Genomic DNA, 17,133 nt, shown 5'->3' with positions numbered 1-17,133 from the left:
ATTTTTATTCAAGGAAAATTACTCCACCGGCATGGCTGTTGCATGATGCACTGCGGCAAAGTTCCCTTTATTGGGGGCGCGGCGGCTGCGGGCGCGGCTGGAAGCGCACGATGGCTTCCCCTGCGGCCGTGGTCTTCGGCGCCGGTCGGAAGGCGTGGCCGTAGATGAGCTCGAAGCTGAGGCCCAGCTTGCCGTCCGGGCGGCGCTGGCTTTCCAGGGCGTCCAGCATGCGCTGCCAGGCGGCGCGCCCGACCAGGCCGCGGCGGCGCGTGGCCAGCGGATTGCCGCCGAAGGCGCGCACATCCCGCAGCAGCGCCTCGGCCGTGTCATAGGTGACCGTGATCGTTTCCATGTCCATGACGGGCGTGGTGAAGCCCGCCTCCACCAGCTGGTCGCCGAAGTCGTGCATGTCCACGAAGGGCAGCGTGTGCGGGGTTTCGTCCATCGCCGCAAAGGCATTGCGCAGCTCGCGGAAGGTATCCGGGCCGAAGTTCGAGAACATCAGCAGACCCTCCACGCGCAGCACGCGCCGCCATTCCGCGAACACGCGGTCCGGCTGCGGATGCCAGTGCAATGCCAGGTTCGACCATACGAGATCGATCGAGTTCGGGCCGAGCGGCAGTTGGCCGAAGTCCGCGCAAACCAGGTCGATGCCGCTCTTGGCCGGCAGCAGGCGGCTGAGGAAGGAGCGCGGCGCCTGGCTCGCGTCGCCGGCCGAGCGCAGCATGGCCGGCACCGCGTCCAAGCCGATCACCTGGGCGGCCGGATAGGCCTTTTGAAGCTGGGCCAGGTCGGCGCCGGCGCCGCAGCCGGCATCCAGCACCTGCTGCGGCGAATTCTTCACCAGCGACAGGCGCTCGAACATGCGGCCGGCGACTTCGCGGCGCAGGAAGTCGGAGGGAGCCACCCGGGCCGGGTCGGCAAACAGCTGGCAGACGCGCGCCTGGTCGATCGGCGCGCTCATTTTGGAGGGGGTCTGGGATGATGCCATGATTAACTGCGGTCAAATGGGATGATGGCGGAAGTGTACAGGATAGAGCCTCGACCGATCGGACACCCCATGCCTGTGCCGCTTTCCTCACGCCTGCTGCAACTGCTGCTGCCCTCGAGCTGCGCCCTGTGCGGCGGCGGCTGCGCAGGCGTCGTCTGTACACCCTGCCGGGATCATTTTTGCTTGCCAGTCACAAATCGCTGCGCACGCTGCGCCAACCCATTACTGTCATTCCCGCGAAAGCGGGAATCCATACTGAGCCCGCAAAACAACAGTCATGAAAGCACCTGCGAAGTCTGCCAATCCTATCCCCCCTCCTACGACGCCACCATCTTCGCCGTCGACTACACCCCGCCCCTCGACCACCTGGTCCTGCAACTCAAATTCAGCGCCCGCCTCCCCCTCGCCCCCTGGTTCGCGGAGTTGCTGCGTGACGCCATCCTCGCCAGGCCCAGCTTGCCGCTGCCTGACCTGCTGTGCCCGGTCCCGCTGGGCCCCGCCCGCCTGGTCGAACGCGGCTACAACCAGGCGCTGGAAATCGCCAGGCCGCTGGCCAGGCTGCTCGGCGTCGCCCTGCATCCCGCGCTGGCACTGCGCCAGCTGGACACCCGCGCCCAGTCCGGCGTCTCGCCCTACGAGCGCGCCGAGAACATCCGCGGCGCCTTCGCCATCGCCGACCCGGACCTGATCGAAGGACGCCACGTCGGCCTGGTCGACGACGTCATGACCAGCGGCCACACGCTGGAAGAACTGGCGGCCGCCTGCAAACGCTTCGGCGCCGCGCGCGTGAGCAACCTGGTGTTTGCGCGCACGCCGCCGCAACGGTCTTTATAATGGGCGCCTTCACGCAAGGAGAAAGTCTTGTTTCACGTCGTCCTGGTCGAACCCGAGATCCCGCCGAACACCGGCAACGTCATCCGCCTGTGCGCCAACACGGGCGCGCAGCTGCACCTGATCGAGCCGCTGGGCTTTCCGCTGGACGACGCCAAGATGCGCCGCGCCGGCCTCGACTACCACGACTACGCGACCATGAAGGTGCACAAGAACTGGGACGCCTTCCTGGCGGATGCGAAGCCGGACACCTCCCGCATGTTCGCCATGACCACCCACGGCTCGTCTCCCTTCGGCGACGCCGCCTTCCAGCCCGGCGACGTGTTCGTGTTCGGCGCCGAATCGCGCGGCCTCGATCCGGCGCTGCGCGAATCTTTCCCGCCGGCCCAGCGCATCCGCCTGCCGATGATGCCGGGGAACCGCAGCCTGAACCTGTCGAACACGGTGGCGGTGGTGGTGTATGAGGCCTGGCGCCAGAATGGGTACGCGGGCGGCGCATAAGCACCCGGCTGGGCCTGACTGCAAGATTTACCAGCTATACCCAGGAGGGGTCGGCGGCTAGGATGAAGACTTTCCACTTCATCAAGCCGCTACCGATGCACAAACTTCTTGCTTTCCTCCTGCTGGCCGTATCCGCAACGGCGAGCGCCGCCGATATCTTCGTCTTCTCCAACGAGCCGGGACCTTACCCGGTCGGCGTGCAGGTCAAGGCGCAATACGATTACTCCCGGGTCTACCTCCCAGCCATCAACATGGTAACGGGCCAGCCCGAGACGCACGAGCGCGCGCGGCCGATCCAGGCGGTTATCTGGTACCCGGCCAGGGCCAGGGGCAAGCCGCTCACCTGGCGCGACTACGCCGCCACCTGGGCGACCGAAGACACGCCCTGGCTGTCTGCGGCCGAGGTGCAGCGCGCGACCGATTCGGCACTCGCCGGCCTGCCGCCGGCGCTCGCCCGCCAGGCGCAGACCCAGCCGATGTGGGCCAGCAAGGATGCGCCCGCCGCAAGCGGCAAGTTCCCGGTCGTGATCTATGCGGCCAGCCACTCCTCCTATGCGACCGAAAACGCCGAACTGTGCGAATACCTGGCCAGCCACGGCTACATCGTGATTGCCAGCCGTTCGATGGGCGCGCGCAGCAAGGCCATGACGGACGACCTCGAAGGCCTGGAAGCGCAGGCCGCCGACATCGGCTTCCTGATCGGCCAGGCCCATGCCATGCCGCAGGCCGACATGTCGCGCATCGCCGTGGCCGGCTTCAGCTGGGGTGGACTGGCCAACGTGCTGGCGGCCGCCAGGGATGACCGCATTCGCGCGCTGGTAAGCTTGGACGGCTCGGTGCGCAGCTATCCGCACTACGTCGACGGCGGCAAGGACGCCGCCAGGTACGCTACCCCGGCACGGCTGGCGGTGCCGATGCTGTTCGTGGGCCGCGAACGCGAGTCCGTCGAGGAACTCGTGAAGAGCAAAAAGAAGCTCGACTACAGCCTGTTGAACGAGATGACCTATGCGGACATGACCATCGTGACCATGCGGCCGATGACGCATGGCGACTTTGCCTCGGTCAGCCTGCACTTCGCGAACGACAAGCGCTTCAAGGAATATTCACGCGACGAAGTCTCGCTGGCGCACAGCTGGACGGCGCGCTACGTGGCACGCTTCCTCGACGCCTACCTGAAGAACGACGCGCAGGCCATGGCCTTCCTTGACAACAAGCCCCCGGCCAACAAGGCGCCTGCGCACATGCTGTCGGTGGAACGCCGCAAGGGCAGCGGGACGCCGCCGACGCTGGAAGCCTTCGTGCGCACGCTGCAATCGGGCGGCTACGAACACGCGCAGGCGGTCTACGACAGCATGCATGCGGCGAACCCGGCGTTCACGCTCGATCCGGTGTGGTTGAATATCTACGGTTACGACTTGCTGCGCAGCGGCCGCAAGAAGGAATCGGTATCGATCTTCCGGCTCGGCACGAAGCTGGCCCCCGACTGGGACAACATCGCCGATAGCCTGGCCGAAGCCTACGAGGCCGTCGACGAACGCCAGCTGGCGATCGGGCAGTACCGCCGCGTGCTCGAACTGAATCCGGCACATGGGCATGCGATCGAGCGCCTGAAGGTGCTGGGCGCGGGGACGCCGGCCAAGGCCAGCGGCGGTTGAAGCTTATCCGCCGAACTGGCGGATTTTTGCGACCAGTTTTGTGGTCGAGCGGTCGTGCGCAAAGTCGATCGCAACCGCCTTGCCGCCCTGGGCGATGACTTCCTTCCCTTCCGGGATCTCGGTCATGACGTAGTCGCCACCCTTGGCGTAGATGTCGGGGCGGGCTTCCTGCACCACTTCCAGTGCGGTGTCCTCGTCGAATTCGACGACCAGGCTGACCGACTCCAGCGCGGCCAGCACGGCCATGCGATCTTCCATCTTGTTCAGCGGGCGGTCGTCGCCCTTGCCGAGACGTTTGACGGAGGCGTCGGTGTTGACGGCGACGACCAGCGAGGCGCCCAGTTCTCTGGCCTGGGCCAGGTAGGTGACGTGGCCGCGGTGCAGGATGTCGAAGACGCCGTTGGTGAGGACGATGGGTTTCGGCAGCTGGGCGACGCGCTGCTGCAGCTCTGCGCGGGTGGTGAGTTTTTGTTCGAAGGTTGGCATAGGTAGATGAACTTGGATCCCCGCCTTCGCGGGGAGTTGTTTCCGGCAATGCCGGGAACGACAAAAATCAATTATCGCCCTCTTCCTTCTCTTCATCCAGCATCATCGACAGCTCGGCCTTCGACGCGCCGCCTTCGACACCCGGACCGCGGCGTTCGCCCGACAGCTTGATCTGCAGGCGCAGGCCGTTGGCCGAGTCGGCATTGCGGATCGCTTCGTCGTAGGCGATGTAGCCGGCGTTGTACAGCTCGTACAGCGCCTGGTCGAAGGTGCACATGCCCAGCTCGCGCGACTTGTGCATGATCTCCTTGATGGCGTGGAAGTTCCCCTTCAGGATCATCTCGCTGATGGTCGGCGTGGTCAGCAGAATCTCGATGGCGGCCTTGCGGCCCTTGCCGTCCTCGGTCCGGATCAGGCGCTGCGACACGATCGCGCGCAGGTTGGCCGACAGGTCCATCAGCAGCTGCGGCCTTCTCTCTTCCGGGAAGAAGTTGATGATCCGGTCCATGGTCTGGTTGGCGTTGTTCGCGTGCAGGGTGCCCAGGCACAGGTGGCCAGTCTCAGCGAAGGCGATCGCGTGCTCCATCGTCTCGGTGTCGCGGATCTCGCCGATCAGGATCACGTCCGGCGCCTGGCGCAGCGTATTCTTCAGCGCGTTGTGCCAGGAGTGGGTGTCGACGCCGACCTCGCGGTGCGTGACAAGGCAGTTCTTGTTCTTGTGGACGTATTCGACCGGGTCCTCGACCGTGATGATGTGGCCGGCCGAGTTGGCGTTGCGGTAGTCGATCATGGCCGCCAGCGTGGTCGACTTGCCGGAGCCGGTGCCGCCGACGACCAGCACCAGGCCGCGCTTGGTCATCACGACATCCTTCAGCACATCCGGCAGGTCGAGCTTCTCGAAAGTCGGAATCTCGGAGGCGATGGTCCGCACAACCATGCCCACGCTCTGCTGCTGCACGAAGACGTTGACGCGGAAGCGGCACACGTTCGGCAGCGAGATCGCAAAATTGCACTCCATCTCGGCCTCGAACTCGGCGCGCTGGCGCTCGTTCATCAGCGACAGGGCCAGCGCACGCGTCACCTCGCCGGTCAGGCGCTGGCTGCTGAGCGGCTTCATCGCACCCTGGTGCTTCATGCTGGGCGGGAAGTCCGCGGAAATGAAGAGATCGGAGCCGCCTTGCTGCTGCATCACGGTCAGCAGCTTGTGCATGTATGCCTGGGCTTCCGCCGGGCCGAAGGTGGAGGACATGGTGGCCTTTTTATTAACGCTGGGCAACATTGCCCTGGACGGCCCATTATATCGACTGGTTTATCGGTAAAATAGTGCTCAATATCTCAAGCCGGCGGCACTGTTGTAATCCGGAAGCCTATGACCCTGACCGAACTTAAATATATTGTTGCTGTCGCACGCGCCCGCCATTTCGGCCATGCCGCCGAAGCCTGCTTTGTTGCACAGCCAACCTTGTCTGTCGCCATCAAAAAGCTCGAGGATGAACTGGGCGTGACGCTGTTCGAACGCGGCGGCTCGGAAGTCTCGGTGACGCCGCTGGGCGCGCAGATCGTGGCCCAGGCCGAGCGCGTGCTGGAGCAGACCGCCGCCATCAAGGAGCTGGCCAAGCAGAACAAGGATCCGCTCTCGGGTCCGCTGCGCCTGGGCGTGATCTACACCATCGGCCCCTATCTGCTGCCGCCACTCGTCAAGAATTTGATCGACAATGTGCCGCAGATGCCGCTGGTGCTGCAGGAGAATTTCACGGTCAAGCTGCTCGACCTGCTGCGCCAGGGCGAACTCGACGCCGCCATCATGGCGCTGCCGCTGCCGGAACACGGCATGGCGGTGCAGCCGCTCTACGACGAGCCCTTCGTGGTGGCGATGCCGCGCAACCACCCCTGGGCCACGCGCAAGGACATCTCCGCCGAGGACCTCAAGAGCGAGACCATGCTGCTGCTGGGCGCCGGCCACTGCTTCCGCGACCAGGTGCTGGAAGTCTGCCCGGAGATGGCGCGCTTCTCGTCCTCGCCCAGCGCCGGCAACGGCATGCAGCGCACCTTCGAGGGCTCCTCGCTGGAGACGATCCGCCACATGGTCGCCAGCGGCATCGGCCTGACCGTGCTGCCGCGCGCCTCGGTGCCGGACATGAAGGACCCGAACGGCATGCTGACCTTCGTGCCTTTCCAGGAGCCGGCGCCCTCGCGCCGCGTGGTGATCGTCTGGCGCAAGAGTTTTACCCGCCGCGCCGCCATCGACGCCGTGGTCAACGCGGTGGCCGATTGCCGGCTGCCGGGCGTGGAGATGGTCACGCTCCAGGCCGCGGCTTGAGCCTGGTCTGAACGGCCGGGGCCGAGACGGCGGTGGTTGCCGTCGCTGCCGCCGGCTCCGGATGAAAGCCGGGCAGCCGGCAGGCGCCCGGTGCGGCAGCCTTGCGCGCCGCGATATTTTCCAGCAGCTCCGCGCTGCGCCGCGGCGCTGCGATGCCCACCGTACAGCGCACCGGTTCCCACGTCGCGCCGACCTGCCTGAATTCCATCGTCTGCACCTGGTAGCCGCGCCCGCCCTGCTCGACCGCCACCACGGCCGTGTCGCCGTTGACGGCGCCCAGCGCAAAACGGCGCTGCGGCAGGCCGCCCCCGGTCACGTCGCCGGCATTGAAGCGGTCGCCGCGGTCGGCAATTCCGCCCTCCTCGCCCAGCCCCACGCCCAGCAGGGCCTGTACGCCGGCCGGCAACTCGCGCAGCGACTGCGCTTCCGTCCAGTCGGCCTCGATCCGGTCCGCCCTGGCCTCGCCCGACCTGGAGCCCGCATCGGCCAGCGCACAACAGCCTAGCCCGATACCGGCCGCCACCACGATACTTGCGAACTGCATGCCTGCCTCCTCATGGTTTTTTTGCCATCGAAAGCCGGGATCGTAGCCCGGCCGGGTTCGCCATACTTTGTGCATAGTCCATCGTGCGCCATGAACAGGCTAAAATCCTGAGCTTGCAAATTTTCAATTAGATAGAACACGCGATGAACAAGCTGGCGCTCTACTTTCGTCTGATCCGGGCCGACAAGCCGATCGGCATCCTGCTGCTGCTGTGGCCTACGCTATGGGCCTTGTGGATGGCATCGAACGGCCATCCGGATCCGGCGATCCTGGTCATTTTCGTCCTTGGCACCGCGCTGATGCGCTCCGCCGGCTGCGCAATCAATGACTATGCCGACCGCGACTTCGACCGTTATGTGAAGCGTACCGCCGAGCGCCCGCTGACCAGCGGCCGCATCAAGGGATGGGAAGCGATCATGGTGGCGGTGGCATTGGCCCTCGTCTCCTTCCTGCTGATCCTGCCGCTGAACACGCTCACCAAAGAACTGTCCGTGGTGGCCGTGATCGTGGCCGGCAGCTATCCCTACTTCAAGCGCTTCTTCGCGATTCCGCAAGCGTATCTCGGGATCGCGTTCGGCTTCGGCATCCCGATGGCCTTTGCCGCCGTACAGAACCAGGTCCCGGCCGTCGCCTGGTGGCTTCTGGTGGCGAACGTGTTCTGGTCGGTGGCCTACGACACCGCCTATGCGATGGTCGACCGCGACGACGATATCAAGCTCGGCATGCGCACCTCGGCCATCACCTTCGGCCATTTCGATGTCGCCGCCATCATGCTGTGCTATGCCGCCGCGCTCGGCATCGACCTGGTGTGCGGCTGGATGCTGGGCTTGCGCTGGTGGTTCCTCGGCGGCGTGATCGTCGCGGCCGGCATGGCGATCTACCACTACACCCTGATCAAGGACCGCGACCGCATGAAGTGCTTCGCTGCGTTCCGTCATAACAACTGGTTGGGCGCCGCACTGTTCGCAGGTGTCGCGCTAGACTATGCATTCGGTTAATATTGTTAGTAATACACAACCCACATCGACGAGGTTCACCCATGATGGAAAAAATCCCGACCCAGACCGGCGCCCGTGACCAGCTGCTGTCCGACCTGAAGACCGTGATCCAGGACGCCGAAGCCTGGCTGCGCCACAGCGGTTCGCTGACCGGCGAGGAATTCAAGGCCGCCAAGGCCAAGTTCGAGCGCACCATCGTCAAGGCCAAGGACGACATCATCCGCCTGGAGCAGGCCGTGGTCGAGAAGACCAAGGTCGCCGCCAAGGCCACCGACGAGTATGTGCAGGAAAATCCATGGAAGTCGGTCGGTATCGGCGCCGCCGTCGGTGTCGTGATCGGCATGCTGATCGCCCGTAAATAATGGCCTTGTTTTCGGCAGTAGGCCGGATCGCGTCGACCCTGGTGGCCATGGTCGGCACGCGGCTGGAGCTGGCCGCCGTCGAATTCCAGGAAGACGCGCGCCGCCTGCTCGGCTACCTTGCGTGGACCCTGCTCGCGGTCTTCCTTGCCGCAGGCAGCACGATGCTGGTGGCGCTGTTCGTCATCCTGCTGTTCTGGGATACGTACCGGTTGCAGGCGGTGGCCGGCATGGCCGTGCTGCTGGCCGCCGGCGCCGGCCTCATCGTGATGTCGGTGCGTTCGAAACTGAACGCCCATACGCCGCTGTTCGCGGATACCCTGGCCGAGCTGCGCAAGGACGTCGAGTACGTGCGCCACACGGCGGCCACTGCGCACGCGGGAGCGATCGATGAATAAGCCGACTCTGGCCGAGCGCCGCAAGGAACTGATCGAACGCTGCGCCGAGCAGCGCACCGGCCTGGCCTACGAACTGCAAGCGCTGCGTCCTGCCGCCGTGCTGGATCATCCGCTGGCCGGCTACGTGGTTGGCCACAAGAAGCTGGTGCTGGGCGCGCTCGGCGCCGGCCTGGGCCTCACGCTGCTGCGCCGCAAGCGCGTGCTGGCGCTGGCAGGTTCGGTCATGCCGGTCTGGCGCATGGCACAGCGTGGACTGGCGTTGCTGGCGCAGTTCCGGCGCTGAGCCGCCTGCACGCCAGCCTTGACGGTCATGCGTGCTGCGTTGCAAAATGTTGGGCCATGACCGAATCCCTTGCCACGCTCATCCTCGACGCCGCCGTGACGCGCAGCCTTGACTGCGCACGCTTTGCAGCGCAGAGCCTGAAAGCGGTCTCCTATCCCGGCTCAGAGCTTCCTCGCGGCTATTTCTGCTCGGTTACGCCTCCGTAACCCCTTCTTTTTCCGATCCGGGACGCGTTGATGCCGCGCATGCGACATCGACTGCTCCATAGCCTTCCGTTTGTCTCGCCCTGATCCAGTGCCTGGAGCACGGCGCTCATCGGTTTCACGTTTCGCTCGGCCGCATCGGCCGAAAGGTACACGCATGCTCATACAAACCATTCGCCGGGACTGGTTCTCGAATATCCGCAACGACCTCCTTGCCGGGACCATGATCGAGGTTACCGGCCTGAACGAGGCCAGCGCCACGATGGTCGACAAGTTCGCCTTGCACGACAAGGACGGCGCCGCTGGCATGTTGATCGGCCATTGAGAGGAGAATCACGATGGAGAGCGAGAAGAAGATCCTGGCCGGCGCGGCGCCGGCACTGCCCCGCGCCATTATCCGCGCCGTCATCACCATCCTGGGCCTGGCCCTCTACTGGCAGCTCGGCATGCAAGACCTGCACAGCCTCGCCAAGGCGGCAGCGTTCAGCCTGATCGCGAATGCCGGCCTCGCCGGCCTGCAGCTGCTGCGATGCGGCCGCACTCTGGTGGCCGGCCTGGCCATGGCGCTCAACAGCCTGGTCCTGCTGAACGCGGCCGTCGAAGGCTTCCTGTTCTGGCTGTACGGCCTGGCGCCGAAGAACATCGTGGTCGCCGATGCGCTCCTTGGCAGCAACGCCAACGAAGCGCGCGAATTCATCGAGACCTACTGGCTGCACCTGTCGCTGGTGACGCTGCTGGTGGCCGCGCTGATCGCGCTGCTGTACTGGGTGGAGCGCAAGCTCGGTCGCGCCGCAGGCGAAGAAGCCCTTGCGAACCGGCGCGACCGCTGGCTCGGCACCGGCATGCTCGCGCTGTTCGCCGCCCTGCACCTCAACGCCACGATGGCGGAAGAAAATCCGCTCGTCTACTGGCCGGGCTACTTCATGGATTACCAGCAGCAGCGTGTATTCCTGGCCGGGGTGAAGCGCAAGGTTGCAAGCGATCTCGCGGCTGCGCAAGCCTACGCGGCGGCCTACGTCGGGCCGCCCCGGCAGACCCTGGTGCTGGTATTGGGCGAAAGCGTCAACCGCAGCAACTGGTCCCTGTACGGGTATCAGAGAAACACCACCCCCGGACTGCTTGCGCGGCGCGGCGACATGCTGGTATTCAGGAACGTCCTGTCATCGGATGCCGCCACCGTCCAGTCGCTGCTCAAGATGCTGACGCCCGCCACGCTCGACAGTCCCGACGCCTGGCTGACCGAACCCAATGTGCTCGCGCTGGCGCGCACGGCGGGCTACCGCGTGACCTGGCTATCCAACCAGGAGATGGGAGACGGCCCGATCCAGATCATGGCCGAGCACGCGCACGAGCAGGTTTTCGTGAACAAGGGCCATGGCCGCGCGGCGCGCAGCCTGGACGAACGCCTGCTGCCGCACCTCGCCCGCGTCCTGGGTGATCCAGCGCCGCGCAAGCTGGTCATCGTCCACATGCAGGGCGCACATCTGCGTTACGACCTGCGCTACCCGCCAGCCTTCGACCGCTTCTCCGGCGCCGACGATGCCGTGGACGATGCCCTGGATGAGGCAGGCCGCCCATACTGGATCCGCACGGCGCGCAACCAGTACGACAACGCCATGCTGTACACGGACCACGTGCTCTCGTCGATTCTGGAAAAGGCAGGGCAGGCGGAACCGGCAGGACCGGTCTCGGTGCTTTACGTATCCGATCATGGACAGGAAGTGGGACACTACCGCAATTTTGCAGGGCACTCCTCGACCGACCCGAGCGGCTATCAAGTACCGCTGTTATTGTGGACGAATCGGCGTTCGCAACGCCAGGCCCCTCTTCCGGGGATCGAAGGACGCGAATATCGCACCGATCACCTGGACCATACCCTGCTCGGCCTGCTTGGGATACAAACGCACTTTTACCAGCCCCGGCACGACATCCTGAGCCCGCAATTCACGCGCTTGGATGGGTCTTCCGGCCAGCCCTAGCCATTTCAGCCATATAAATACATGCTTCTCTACACATTGACCCATCCAGATGCCGGCGTGATCGACGGCGTGATACGCGAGCGGCAGGCCGTGCGTGCGGTCGTGCTGCATGGCAGGGAGATACTGTTGCTGTACACGCGCCGCTACAACGACTACAGCTTCCCCGGCGGCGGACTCGATGACGGCGAAAGCCCGGAGGACGGCCTCGTCCGTGAACTGCAGGAAGAGACTGGCGCCACGGGAATCGCGGTAGGACCTTACCTGGGGTATGGCGACGAATACCGGCCCCCCCAGAAAGCAGGGCATGACCTGCTCTTCATGCGTTCGCACTTCTACGCATGCCGCGCGGACCGCCTGCTCGGCAATGCCGCGCCTGAAGCATATGAGGTGAAGAACGGAATGGTGCCCAGGTGGGTCGATATCGACGAAGCCATCGCGCACAATGAAGCGGTCTTGCGCGACAGGCCGCCGAGCATGGGAATGTCGATCCAACGCGAAACCTTGATGTTGAAGTATGTTGCGCGGCACTTGCTCCGTGGTGTTCCGTAAGCCCTCGAATCGCTGTTCCGCGCGATACTGAAGTCCCAACTTCAGTATGGAGATCGTCATGACCGCGCCATCCGTCCAGCAAGACAGCTTCACCATCGAGCGTTTTTATCCAAAACAGCCTGCCGCCGTGTTCGCGGCCTTTGCCGACCCCGGGCGCAAGCGCCGCTGGTATGCCGAAGGCGAGACCCACGACGTCGACGACTTTGTCATGCAGTTCGAAGTCGGCGGGCAGGAAAACCTGTCCTCGCGCCTGAACGCCAGCACGCCATTTGCCGGCGTGCCATTGGTACGCCGCGGCAGCTTTCTCGACATCGTCACCGACAGCCGCATCGTGAGCGCGGCCACGATGGAAATCGGCGGCAGGCGCATCTCGGCCTCGCTGGAGACCTTCGAATTCGTGCCGGCCGACGGCGGCACCCGTCTCGTCTTCACCCACCAGGCCGTGTTCTTCGAGGGCGCCGATGGGCCGCAGATGCGCAGGCAGGGCTGGGAACTGCTGCTGGACCGGATGAGCGCGGAACTAGCGCGATGAGCACCGCCGCCGCGTTCCCGCTTGCCGACGCCGACCGCATCTTCATCGCAATGGGCGACGCCACCCGGCGCGCGATCTTCCGGCTCCTGTCCGAAGGACCGCAGTCGGTCAGCGCGCTCGCCAAAGCGCTGGAGATCACGCTGACCGCGGTGGCCCAGCATCTCGAGGTGCTCCAGTCCTGCCGCCTGGTCCGCACGCAGAAGACGGGGCGGGTGCGCCTGTGCGCGATCGATCGCCAGGGCCTCGATGTGCTGGACGAATGGATCGCCATGAACAAGCGCATGTGGGATGCGCGCTTCGACCGGCTTGGCGCCGTGCTGGACGATCCCGCGTAAGCTTCCCTCATCAGGCCAAGGGAATGTCGGCGAGCGAACGATAAACCCGCTTGCCCAGCGCACGGGCGGTGTCGACCATCAGGTCCGCACCGCTCGAGGCGCCGCCGATGCGCAGCACGGCATCGCAGCGCGCCAGCAGGCGCTGTGCGTGCGGGTGGAACAGCGCGTCGTACACGGCGTCGCCCTCGTGCTGCGAACCGGCCAGGCGCACCGTCGGCAGCCCCAGCCACTCGCCCAGCACCGGCAGGTGCCCGGCCTCGTACAAGGGCAGCACGCAGGCTTCCATCGCCGCCACGTTGCGCGCGATGCGTTCGGGATCGCCCTCCGTGCCCGAGCGGTAGGGACCGGCGATCAGGATCATCATGCCGGGCGGCGCGAACAGGTGCAGCTGCGCGTACTGCAGCAGCATGATGGTCTTGCCGTCGACGATGCCGCTGCCGCTACTGTTGCCGATGCGCGCCATGGCCTCGTCGATGCCGAGTTCCAGCACCTCCAGGTCTTCGCCCTCTTCCACCAGCCCGCCGCCGGCGCCGACGCGGTCGCCCGGCTCGTACTCGGCCACGAAGAAGTGCAGGCGCTCGGTCACGCTGCCGGGGCTCATGAAGGCATCCCACAGGCGGCACACGGCGCCGACGCGGTAGCCGGTTTCCTCCATCACCTCTGCGCGGATGCGCTCTTCGGGATGCGCGCCGTCGAGCAGCCCGGCCGCCGTCTCGACCAGGAAGCCGTCGTGGCCGTTCACAAAGGCCGGCAGGCGGAACTGCCGCGTCAGCACCACCTTGCGCCACGCGCGGTTGTAGAGCAGCAGGGTCGCGCCATTGCCGCGGTCATAAGTCTCGCGGGTCTGCTCGGCCCACTCGCCGGCCCGCGTGCGCAGCGCATAGGTGGTTTTCTTCAGCACGCCCCGATCGTCCGACAGCAGCTGAACTTGCCCGATTTTCACACGATCCTGCACGCCACTCTCCTTTGCGCTTGAGTTCTCGTAAACTATCGTGCAAACTCGTGCAAGGTCAAGAATTATATGAAAGCCATCCATGCTGACTAGCCAGCGCAAGAATTACCTGATGGACGTGTTGAAGCGCGACGGCCAGATCGTCGCCACGAAGCTGAGCGCCGAACTCGGCGTGTCCGAAGACACGATCCGGCGCGACCTGCGCGAGATGGCGAAAGAAGGCCTGCTCCAGCGCGTGCATGGCGGCGCGCTGCCGGCCAGTCCGGCGATGGGCGACTTCGCCGCGCGCCAGCACATCGCCTCGAACGACAAGGCGGCGATCGGCCGCGCCGCCGCCGCGATGGTGCAGCCGGGCCAGGTCGTGTTCGTCGACGGCGGCACCACCTGCGCCCAACTCGTGCGCGCCCTGCCGCGCCAGCTAAGCGCGACCGTGGTCACGCACAGCCCCTCGATCGCGATCGAGCTGATGGAGCATCCGAATATCGAGGTGATCATGCTGGGCGGACGTCTGTTCCGCCATTCGATCGTCGGCGTCGGCGCGGCCACGCTGGAAGCGATCGCGCAGATCCGCGCCGATACCTACTTCATGGGCGTGACCAGCCTGCACCCCGAACTCGGGCTGTCGACCGGCGATTACGAGGAAGCCTGCGTCAAGCGCGCGCTGTGCAAGGCGGCCGCCGAGACCATCGTGCTGGCCTCGTCGGAGAAGCTGGCGACGGCCTCGCCCTACCGCATCGTCGGGCTGGCGGAGATCAGCGGGATCGTGCTGCCGGCGCAGACGCCGGACGAGGTGCTGCGGCCGTACCGCGATCGCGGGATCGCGCTGACCCTGGCCTGAGCGGCCGCTTTAGAGCACGGGCTGGCCGTTCAGCGTGTAGCTGATGCGCGCATTGTCGGACCAGGCCTTGTCGCCCAGCGCCGGCTGATGCTTGTCCTTTGCCGCATGCACCAGGCGGCGCGTACCGTCCTCGATCGTCACGGTATCGTATTTCCCGGACGGTTCCTCGACCTTGGCGGCTTCCAGCTTGTCGCAGACCTTGAAGCCGAAAAGGCTTGCCGCCGCCAGCGCAGCCCGGAACTTGAGCCCTTCCGACTTCGCCATCTCCATCTGCACCGAGCAGGCCAGGCGCAGGTCGCCCATGCGCCGCACGCCGTCCGGCAGGCCGGGCGAACGCACCTGCACCAGCGGGTGATTGAATTCGCCTTTCGGGAAATTGCGGTTCACGACCACCATCGAGTCGTCGTCCTCGGCCAGGGTGCCGCGCTTCAGCGCAAAGGTGGTATTGGATGGCATGGGCAGCGGAACGTGGTGATCCGCGCCGACGATCTCGACCTGATTGCCGACCTCTGCCGCATCCACTTTCGGCAAGCGGAACGTCAGCTTCGCGCCCGGCGCTTCTTCGGCCGCGCGCTTCTCGAAGGTGCTCAGGGCTTTTTCCAGCAACTGGAAGCGCCAGGCCATGGGCTTGGCTTCCTCCGAATCGGTGCGATGGCCGATGTTGATCGAATCGGCGGCGTGGGCGCTGCCGGCGGCGGCCAGCAGGATCAAAAAGGAACGGATGCGCATGCGAGAACCCTGGTTGATTAGATGCTGAACATTAACACGTCAGCAACTTATTCAAACAGGGTCTTCCGACGAATGGTTGAATTCGTGGCTTAAACGGCGTCCTTGCCAAGCTCGTCACCCAGCTCGCGGCCGCGCGCCGCCGCCGCTTTCATCGCATCGACGATGGCCTGCTTCACGCCCGCCTGCTCCATGCTGGTGATGGCCGCGTAGGTGGTGCCGCCCTTCGAAGTCACGCGCTGGCGCAGCACCTCGACCGGCTCCTCGGACTGCGCCGCCAGCTGGGCCGCGCCGGTGAAGGTGGCGATGGCCAGCTCCCTGCCCTGCCCGGCGGTCAAGCCCATCTCCAGCGCCGCCTGCTGCATCGCTTCGAGGAAGAAGAACACGTAGGCCGGGCCGCTGCCCGATACCGCCGTCACCGGATCGATGGCGTCCTCGCTGTCCAGCCACACGGTCTTGCCGACCGCGCGCAGGATGCTGTCCGCGGCCTGCTTCTGCGCCTCGCTCACGCCGGCCATCGCCACCATGCCGGTGATGCCCTGGCCGATCAGGGCCGGCGTGTTCGGCATGGTGCGCACGATGGCGCCGTAGCCGCCCAGCCAGCGCGACAGGTCCGTGCCGCGGATGCCGGCCGCGATCGACAGCACCAGCGGGCGCGCCGCCAGTTGCGACTGCAGGCGCAGCGCCACCTCGCGCATCTGCTGCGGCTTCACGGCCAGTACGATCACATCGCTGCCTGCCACCGTGGCGCCGATCTCGGGCGAAGTCGTCACGCCGTACTGGCCGCGCAGTTTTTCCAGCGCTTCCGGGTTCGGATCGATCACGTGGATGTCGCCGGCTTGCGCGACCTTGCCGGCCAGGCCGGCGATGAGGGCGGTGGCCATGTTGCCGCCGCCGATGAAGCTGATTTTCATAGTCATCTCTATTCGTAGTGGCGGGCGCCGAAGATGGCGCTGCCTACGCGCACGATGCTCGCGCCTTCCAGCACCGCCGCGCGCATGTCGCTCGACATCCCCATCGACAGGGTGTCGAGATGGATGCCGGACTTGACGATGTCCTGGGCCAGTTCGCGCAGGCGTGCAAAGGGGACGCGCTGCAGCTCCGGGTCAATCTGGGGTTCGGGGATGGCCATCAGGCCGCGCAGGCGCAGGTTCGGCAGCGCGGCCACGGCCTGGGCCAGCGCCGGCAGCTCGTCGGGCGTGACGCCGCTCTTGCTGGCTTCGCCGCTGATGTTCACCTGCAGGCAGATGTTCAACGGCCCCAGTTCGGGCGGACGCTGCTCGGACAGGCGCTGCGCGATCTTGAGGCGTTCGACCGTGTGCACCCAGTCGAAACTGGCGGCGATCGGACGCGTCTTGTTCGACTGGATCGGACCGATGAAGTGCCATTCGAGACGGGTATCGGGTAGCGCTTTTGCGACAGCCGCGATCTTGTCGACGCCCTCCTGCAGGTAGTTCTCGCCGAAGGCGCGCTGGCCCGCTGCGACGGCTTCCAGCACCGCCTCAGCAGGGAAAGTCTTGGAGACGGCCAGCAGCTGGACCGTCGAACGCGGCCTGCCGGCAGCCTCGCAGGCCACCTGGATTGTCGCTTCGACAGCTTGCAAGTTCCCGGCGATTGTGGACATAATGGTTTTCTACAGGAAATATTTTCGCT

At 65.5% G+C, this 17,133-nt stretch carries 22 protein-coding genes and 1 pseudogene; 15 read left to right on the top strand and 8 right to left on the bottom strand.

Features of this window, described 5'->3' with window-relative positions; translation table 11 throughout:
• Nucleotides 1-67: 67 nt before the first annotated feature.
• Nucleotides 68-991, bottom strand: a complete 924-nt coding sequence (locus LQV39_RS03430; protein ID WP_230020341.1) for a methyltransferase domain-containing protein — start codon at nt 989-991, stop codon at nt 68-70.
• Between the two features lie 423 nt (nt 992-1,414).
• Between LQV39_RS03430 and LQV39_RS26450 the strand changes: the two genes are divergently transcribed.
• The 3 genes from LQV39_RS26450 to LQV39_RS03415 all read left to right on the top strand — a co-directional run bounded on the left by LQV39_RS26450 (nt 1,415) and on the right by LQV39_RS03415 (nt 3,978).
• Complete coding sequence (locus LQV39_RS26450) at nt 1,415-1,825, top strand: phosphoribosyltransferase family protein (RefSeq protein ID WP_307727833.1); 411 nt, start codon at nt 1,415-1,417, stop codon at nt 1,823-1,825.
• Between the two features lie 27 nt (nt 1,826-1,852).
• Nucleotides 1,853-2,323 (top strand): tRNA (uridine(34)/cytosine(34)/5-carboxymethylaminomethyluridine(34)-2'-O)-methyltransferase TrmL, encoded by a 471-nt coding sequence (gene trmL / locus LQV39_RS03420; RefSeq protein WP_230020339.1) that lies wholly within the window; start codon nt 1,853-1,855, stop codon nt 2,321-2,323.
• A 62-nt stretch (nt 2,324-2,385) separates the two neighbouring features.
• Nucleotides 2,386-3,978 carry a CocE/NonD family hydrolase gene (locus LQV39_RS03415; RefSeq protein WP_230020338.1) on the top strand — a complete coding sequence of 531 codons (1,593 nt, stop codon included), beginning with the start codon at nt 2,386-2,388 and terminating at the stop codon, nt 3,976-3,978.
• 3 nt (nt 3,979-3,981) lie between these two features.
• On the opposite strand, the gene rfaE2 is transcribed toward LQV39_RS03415, so the two are convergent.
• Together rfaE2 and LQV39_RS03405 are read right to left on the bottom strand one after the other, a co-directional pair.
• Nucleotides 3,982-4,464, bottom strand: a complete 483-nt coding sequence (rfaE2, locus tag LQV39_RS03410) for a D-glycero-beta-D-manno-heptose 1-phosphate adenylyltransferase (protein WP_230020337.1) — start codon at nt 4,462-4,464, stop codon at nt 3,982-3,984.
• Nucleotides 4,465-4,531: 67 nt separating this feature from the next.
• A complete protein-coding gene (locus tag LQV39_RS03405; RefSeq protein WP_290368546.1) occupies nt 4,532-5,713 on the bottom strand; it encodes a PilT/PilU family type 4a pilus ATPase in 1,182 nt (393 codons plus the stop codon).
• A gap of 120 nt (nt 5,714-5,833) precedes the next feature.
• Here LQV39_RS03405 and LQV39_RS03400 point away from each other — a divergent pair, with 120 nt between their 5' ends.
• Complete coding sequence (locus LQV39_RS03400; protein ID WP_230020336.1) at nt 5,834-6,784, top strand: hydrogen peroxide-inducible genes activator; 951 nt, start codon at nt 5,834-5,836, stop codon at nt 6,782-6,784.
• On the opposite strand, the gene LQV39_RS03395 is transcribed toward LQV39_RS03400, so the two are convergent.
• Entirely contained in the window at nt 6,762-7,328 is a 567-nt protein-coding gene (locus tag LQV39_RS03395; RefSeq protein ID WP_230020335.1) for a hypothetical protein, read from the bottom strand. The genes LQV39_RS03400 and LQV39_RS03395 overlap by 23 nt on opposite strands.
• 143 nt (nt 7,329-7,471) lie before the next feature.
• Between LQV39_RS03395 and ubiA the strand changes: the two genes are divergently transcribed.
• From ubiA to LQV39_RS03345, 10 genes are all read left to right on the top strand, one after another.
• A complete protein-coding gene (ubiA, locus tag LQV39_RS03390) occupies nt 7,472-8,326 on the top strand; it encodes a 4-hydroxybenzoate octaprenyltransferase (protein ID WP_230020334.1) in 855 nt (284 codons plus the stop codon).
• 41 nt (nt 8,327-8,367) lie between these two features.
• Nucleotides 8,368-8,688 (top strand): YqjD family protein, encoded by a 321-nt coding sequence (locus LQV39_RS03385; RefSeq protein WP_230020333.1) that lies wholly within the window; start codon nt 8,368-8,370, stop codon nt 8,686-8,688.
• On the top strand, nt 8,688-9,083 hold the full coding sequence (locus tag LQV39_RS03380) for a phage holin family protein (protein ID WP_230020332.1): 396 nt from the start codon (nt 8,688-8,690) through the stop codon (nt 9,081-9,083). Before LQV39_RS03385 ends, LQV39_RS03380 begins: the two co-directional genes overlap by 1 nt.
• Nucleotides 9,076-9,366: a hypothetical protein gene (locus tag LQV39_RS03375; protein ID WP_230020331.1), complete on the top strand. Its 291-nt coding sequence runs from the start codon at nt 9,076-9,078 to the stop codon at nt 9,364-9,366. The genes LQV39_RS03380 and LQV39_RS03375 overlap by 8 nt, the downstream gene beginning before the upstream one ends.
• 56 nt (nt 9,367-9,422) lie before the next feature.
• Entirely contained in the window at nt 9,423-9,572 is a 150-nt protein-coding gene (locus tag LQV39_RS03370; RefSeq protein ID WP_230020330.1) for a hypothetical protein, read from the top strand.
• Nucleotides 9,573-9,726: 154 nt separating this feature from the next.
• Nucleotides 9,727-9,894, top strand: a complete 168-nt coding sequence (locus LQV39_RS03365) for a hypothetical protein (RefSeq protein WP_230020619.1) — start codon at nt 9,727-9,729, stop codon at nt 9,892-9,894.
• A gap of 13 nt (nt 9,895-9,907) precedes the next feature.
• Nucleotides 9,908-11,548 carry a phosphoethanolamine transferase gene (locus LQV39_RS03360; RefSeq protein ID WP_230020329.1) on the top strand — a complete coding sequence of 547 codons (1,641 nt, stop codon included), beginning with the start codon at nt 9,908-9,910 and terminating at the stop codon, nt 11,546-11,548.
• A gap of 21 nt (nt 11,549-11,569) precedes the next feature.
• On the top strand, nt 11,570-12,097 hold the full coding sequence (locus LQV39_RS03355) for an NUDIX domain-containing protein (protein ID WP_230020328.1): 528 nt from the start codon (nt 11,570-11,572) through the stop codon (nt 12,095-12,097).
• Between the two features lie 58 nt (nt 12,098-12,155).
• Nucleotides 12,156-12,629, top strand: coding sequence for an SRPBCC domain-containing protein (locus LQV39_RS03350; RefSeq protein ID WP_230020327.1), 474 nt, complete (start codon nt 12,156-12,158; stop codon nt 12,627-12,629).
• Nucleotides 12,626-12,964, top strand: coding sequence for a helix-turn-helix transcriptional regulator (locus LQV39_RS03345; protein ID WP_230020326.1), 339 nt, complete (start codon nt 12,626-12,628; stop codon nt 12,962-12,964). Before LQV39_RS03350 ends, LQV39_RS03345 begins: the two co-directional genes overlap by 4 nt.
• A 373-nt stretch (nt 12,965-13,337) precedes the next feature.
• On the opposite strand, the pseudogene LQV39_RS03340 reads toward LQV39_RS03345, so the two are convergent.
• Nucleotides 13,338-14,000 (bottom strand): annotated as a pseudogene (locus tag LQV39_RS03340) (hypothetical protein); the annotation flags it as partial.
• Between LQV39_RS03340 and LQV39_RS03335 the strand changes: the two are divergent.
• Nucleotides 13,999-14,754 (top strand): DeoR/GlpR family DNA-binding transcription regulator, encoded by a 756-nt coding sequence (locus LQV39_RS03335; protein WP_230020325.1) that lies wholly within the window; start codon nt 13,999-14,001, stop codon nt 14,752-14,754. The pseudogene LQV39_RS03340 and the gene LQV39_RS03335 overlap by 2 nt on opposite strands.
• Before the next feature lie 9 nt (nt 14,755-14,763).
• Here LQV39_RS03335 and LQV39_RS03330 read toward each other — a convergent pair whose 3' ends face one another.
• The 3 genes from LQV39_RS03330 to LQV39_RS03320 all read right to left on the bottom strand — a co-directional run bounded on the left by LQV39_RS03330 (nt 14,764) and on the right by LQV39_RS03320 (nt 17,104).
• Nucleotides 14,764-15,483 (bottom strand): hypothetical protein, encoded by a 720-nt coding sequence (locus LQV39_RS03330; protein ID WP_230020324.1) that lies wholly within the window; start codon nt 15,481-15,483, stop codon nt 14,764-14,766.
• Nucleotides 15,484-15,572: 89 nt separating this feature from the next.
• A complete protein-coding gene (gene proC, locus LQV39_RS03325; protein ID WP_230020595.1) occupies nt 15,573-16,394 on the bottom strand; it encodes a pyrroline-5-carboxylate reductase in 822 nt (273 codons plus the stop codon).
• Nucleotides 16,395-16,402: 8 nt separating this feature from the next.
• Nucleotides 16,403-17,104, bottom strand: a complete 702-nt coding sequence (locus LQV39_RS03320) for a YggS family pyridoxal phosphate-dependent enzyme (protein WP_230020323.1) — start codon at nt 17,102-17,104, stop codon at nt 16,403-16,405.
• Nucleotides 17,105-17,133: the final 29 nt, after the last annotated feature.

It is taken from the genome of Massilia sp. Bi118 (genome assembly GCF_918697865.1).
In the GTDB taxonomy this organism is placed as follows: Bacteria; Pseudomonadota; Gammaproteobacteria; order Burkholderiales; family Burkholderiaceae_D; genus Telluria.
This window is presented reverse-complemented; position numbering and strand designations above follow the sequence as displayed.

Excerpts from the sequence above, each read along its gene's own strand:
- proC (WP_230020595.1), bottom strand. The coding sequence starts at position 16,394 with ATGAAAATCAGCTTCATCGGCGGCGGCAACATGGCCACCGCCCTCATC.
- LQV39_RS03360 (WP_230020329.1), top strand. The coding sequence starts at position 9,908 with ATGGAGAGCGAGAAGAAGATCCTGGCCGGCGCGGCGCCGGCACTGCCC.
- ubiA (WP_230020334.1), top strand. The coding sequence starts at position 7,472 with ATGAACAAGCTGGCGCTCTACTTTCGTCTGATCCGGGCCGACAAGCCG.
- LQV39_RS03335 (WP_230020325.1), top strand. The coding sequence starts at position 13,999 with ATGCTGACTAGCCAGCGCAAGAATTACCTGATGGACGTGTTGAAGCGC.
- LQV39_RS03405 (WP_290368546.1), bottom strand. The coding sequence starts at position 5,713 with ATGTCCTCCACCTTCGGCCCGGCGGAAGCCCAGGCATACATGCACAAG.
- LQV39_RS03395 (WP_230020335.1), bottom strand. The coding sequence starts at position 7,328 with ATGCAGTTCGCAAGTATCGTGGTGGCGGCCGGTATCGGGCTAGGCTGT.
- LQV39_RS03430 (WP_230020341.1), bottom strand. The coding sequence starts at position 991 with ATGGCATCATCCCAGACCCCCTCCAAAATGAGCGCGCCGATCGACCAG.
- LQV39_RS03385 (WP_230020333.1), top strand. The coding sequence starts at position 8,368 with ATGATGGAAAAAATCCCGACCCAGACCGGCGCCCGTGACCAGCTGCTG.
- LQV39_RS03345 (WP_230020326.1), top strand. The coding sequence starts at position 12,626 with ATGAGCACCGCCGCCGCGTTCCCGCTTGCCGACGCCGACCGCATCTTC.
- rfaE2 (WP_230020337.1), bottom strand. The coding sequence starts at position 4,464 with ATGCCAACCTTCGAACAAAAACTCACCACCCGCGCAGAGCTGCAGCAG.
- LQV39_RS03400 (WP_230020336.1), top strand. The coding sequence starts at position 5,834 with ATGACCCTGACCGAACTTAAATATATTGTTGCTGTCGCACGCGCCCGC.
- LQV39_RS03370 (WP_230020330.1), top strand. The coding sequence starts at position 9,423 with ATGACCGAATCCCTTGCCACGCTCATCCTCGACGCCGCCGTGACGCGC.
- LQV39_RS03375 (WP_230020331.1), top strand. The coding sequence starts at position 9,076 with ATGAATAAGCCGACTCTGGCCGAGCGCCGCAAGGAACTGATCGAACGC.
- LQV39_RS03320 (WP_230020323.1), bottom strand. The coding sequence starts at position 17,104 with ATGTCCACAATCGCCGGGAACTTGCAAGCTGTCGAAGCGACAATCCAG.
- LQV39_RS03380 (WP_230020332.1), top strand. The coding sequence starts at position 8,688 with ATGGCCTTGTTTTCGGCAGTAGGCCGGATCGCGTCGACCCTGGTGGCC.
- LQV39_RS03330 (WP_230020324.1), bottom strand. The coding sequence starts at position 15,483 with ATGCGCATCCGTTCCTTTTTGATCCTGCTGGCCGCCGCCGGCAGCGCC.
- LQV39_RS03350 (WP_230020327.1), top strand. The coding sequence starts at position 12,156 with ATGACCGCGCCATCCGTCCAGCAAGACAGCTTCACCATCGAGCGTTTT.
- LQV39_RS03415 (WP_230020338.1), top strand. The coding sequence starts at position 2,386 with ATGAAGACTTTCCACTTCATCAAGCCGCTACCGATGCACAAACTTCTT.
- LQV39_RS03355 (WP_230020328.1), top strand. The coding sequence starts at position 11,570 with ATGCTTCTCTACACATTGACCCATCCAGATGCCGGCGTGATCGACGGC.
- LQV39_RS03365 (WP_230020619.1), top strand. The coding sequence starts at position 9,727 with ATGCTCATACAAACCATTCGCCGGGACTGGTTCTCGAATATCCGCAAC.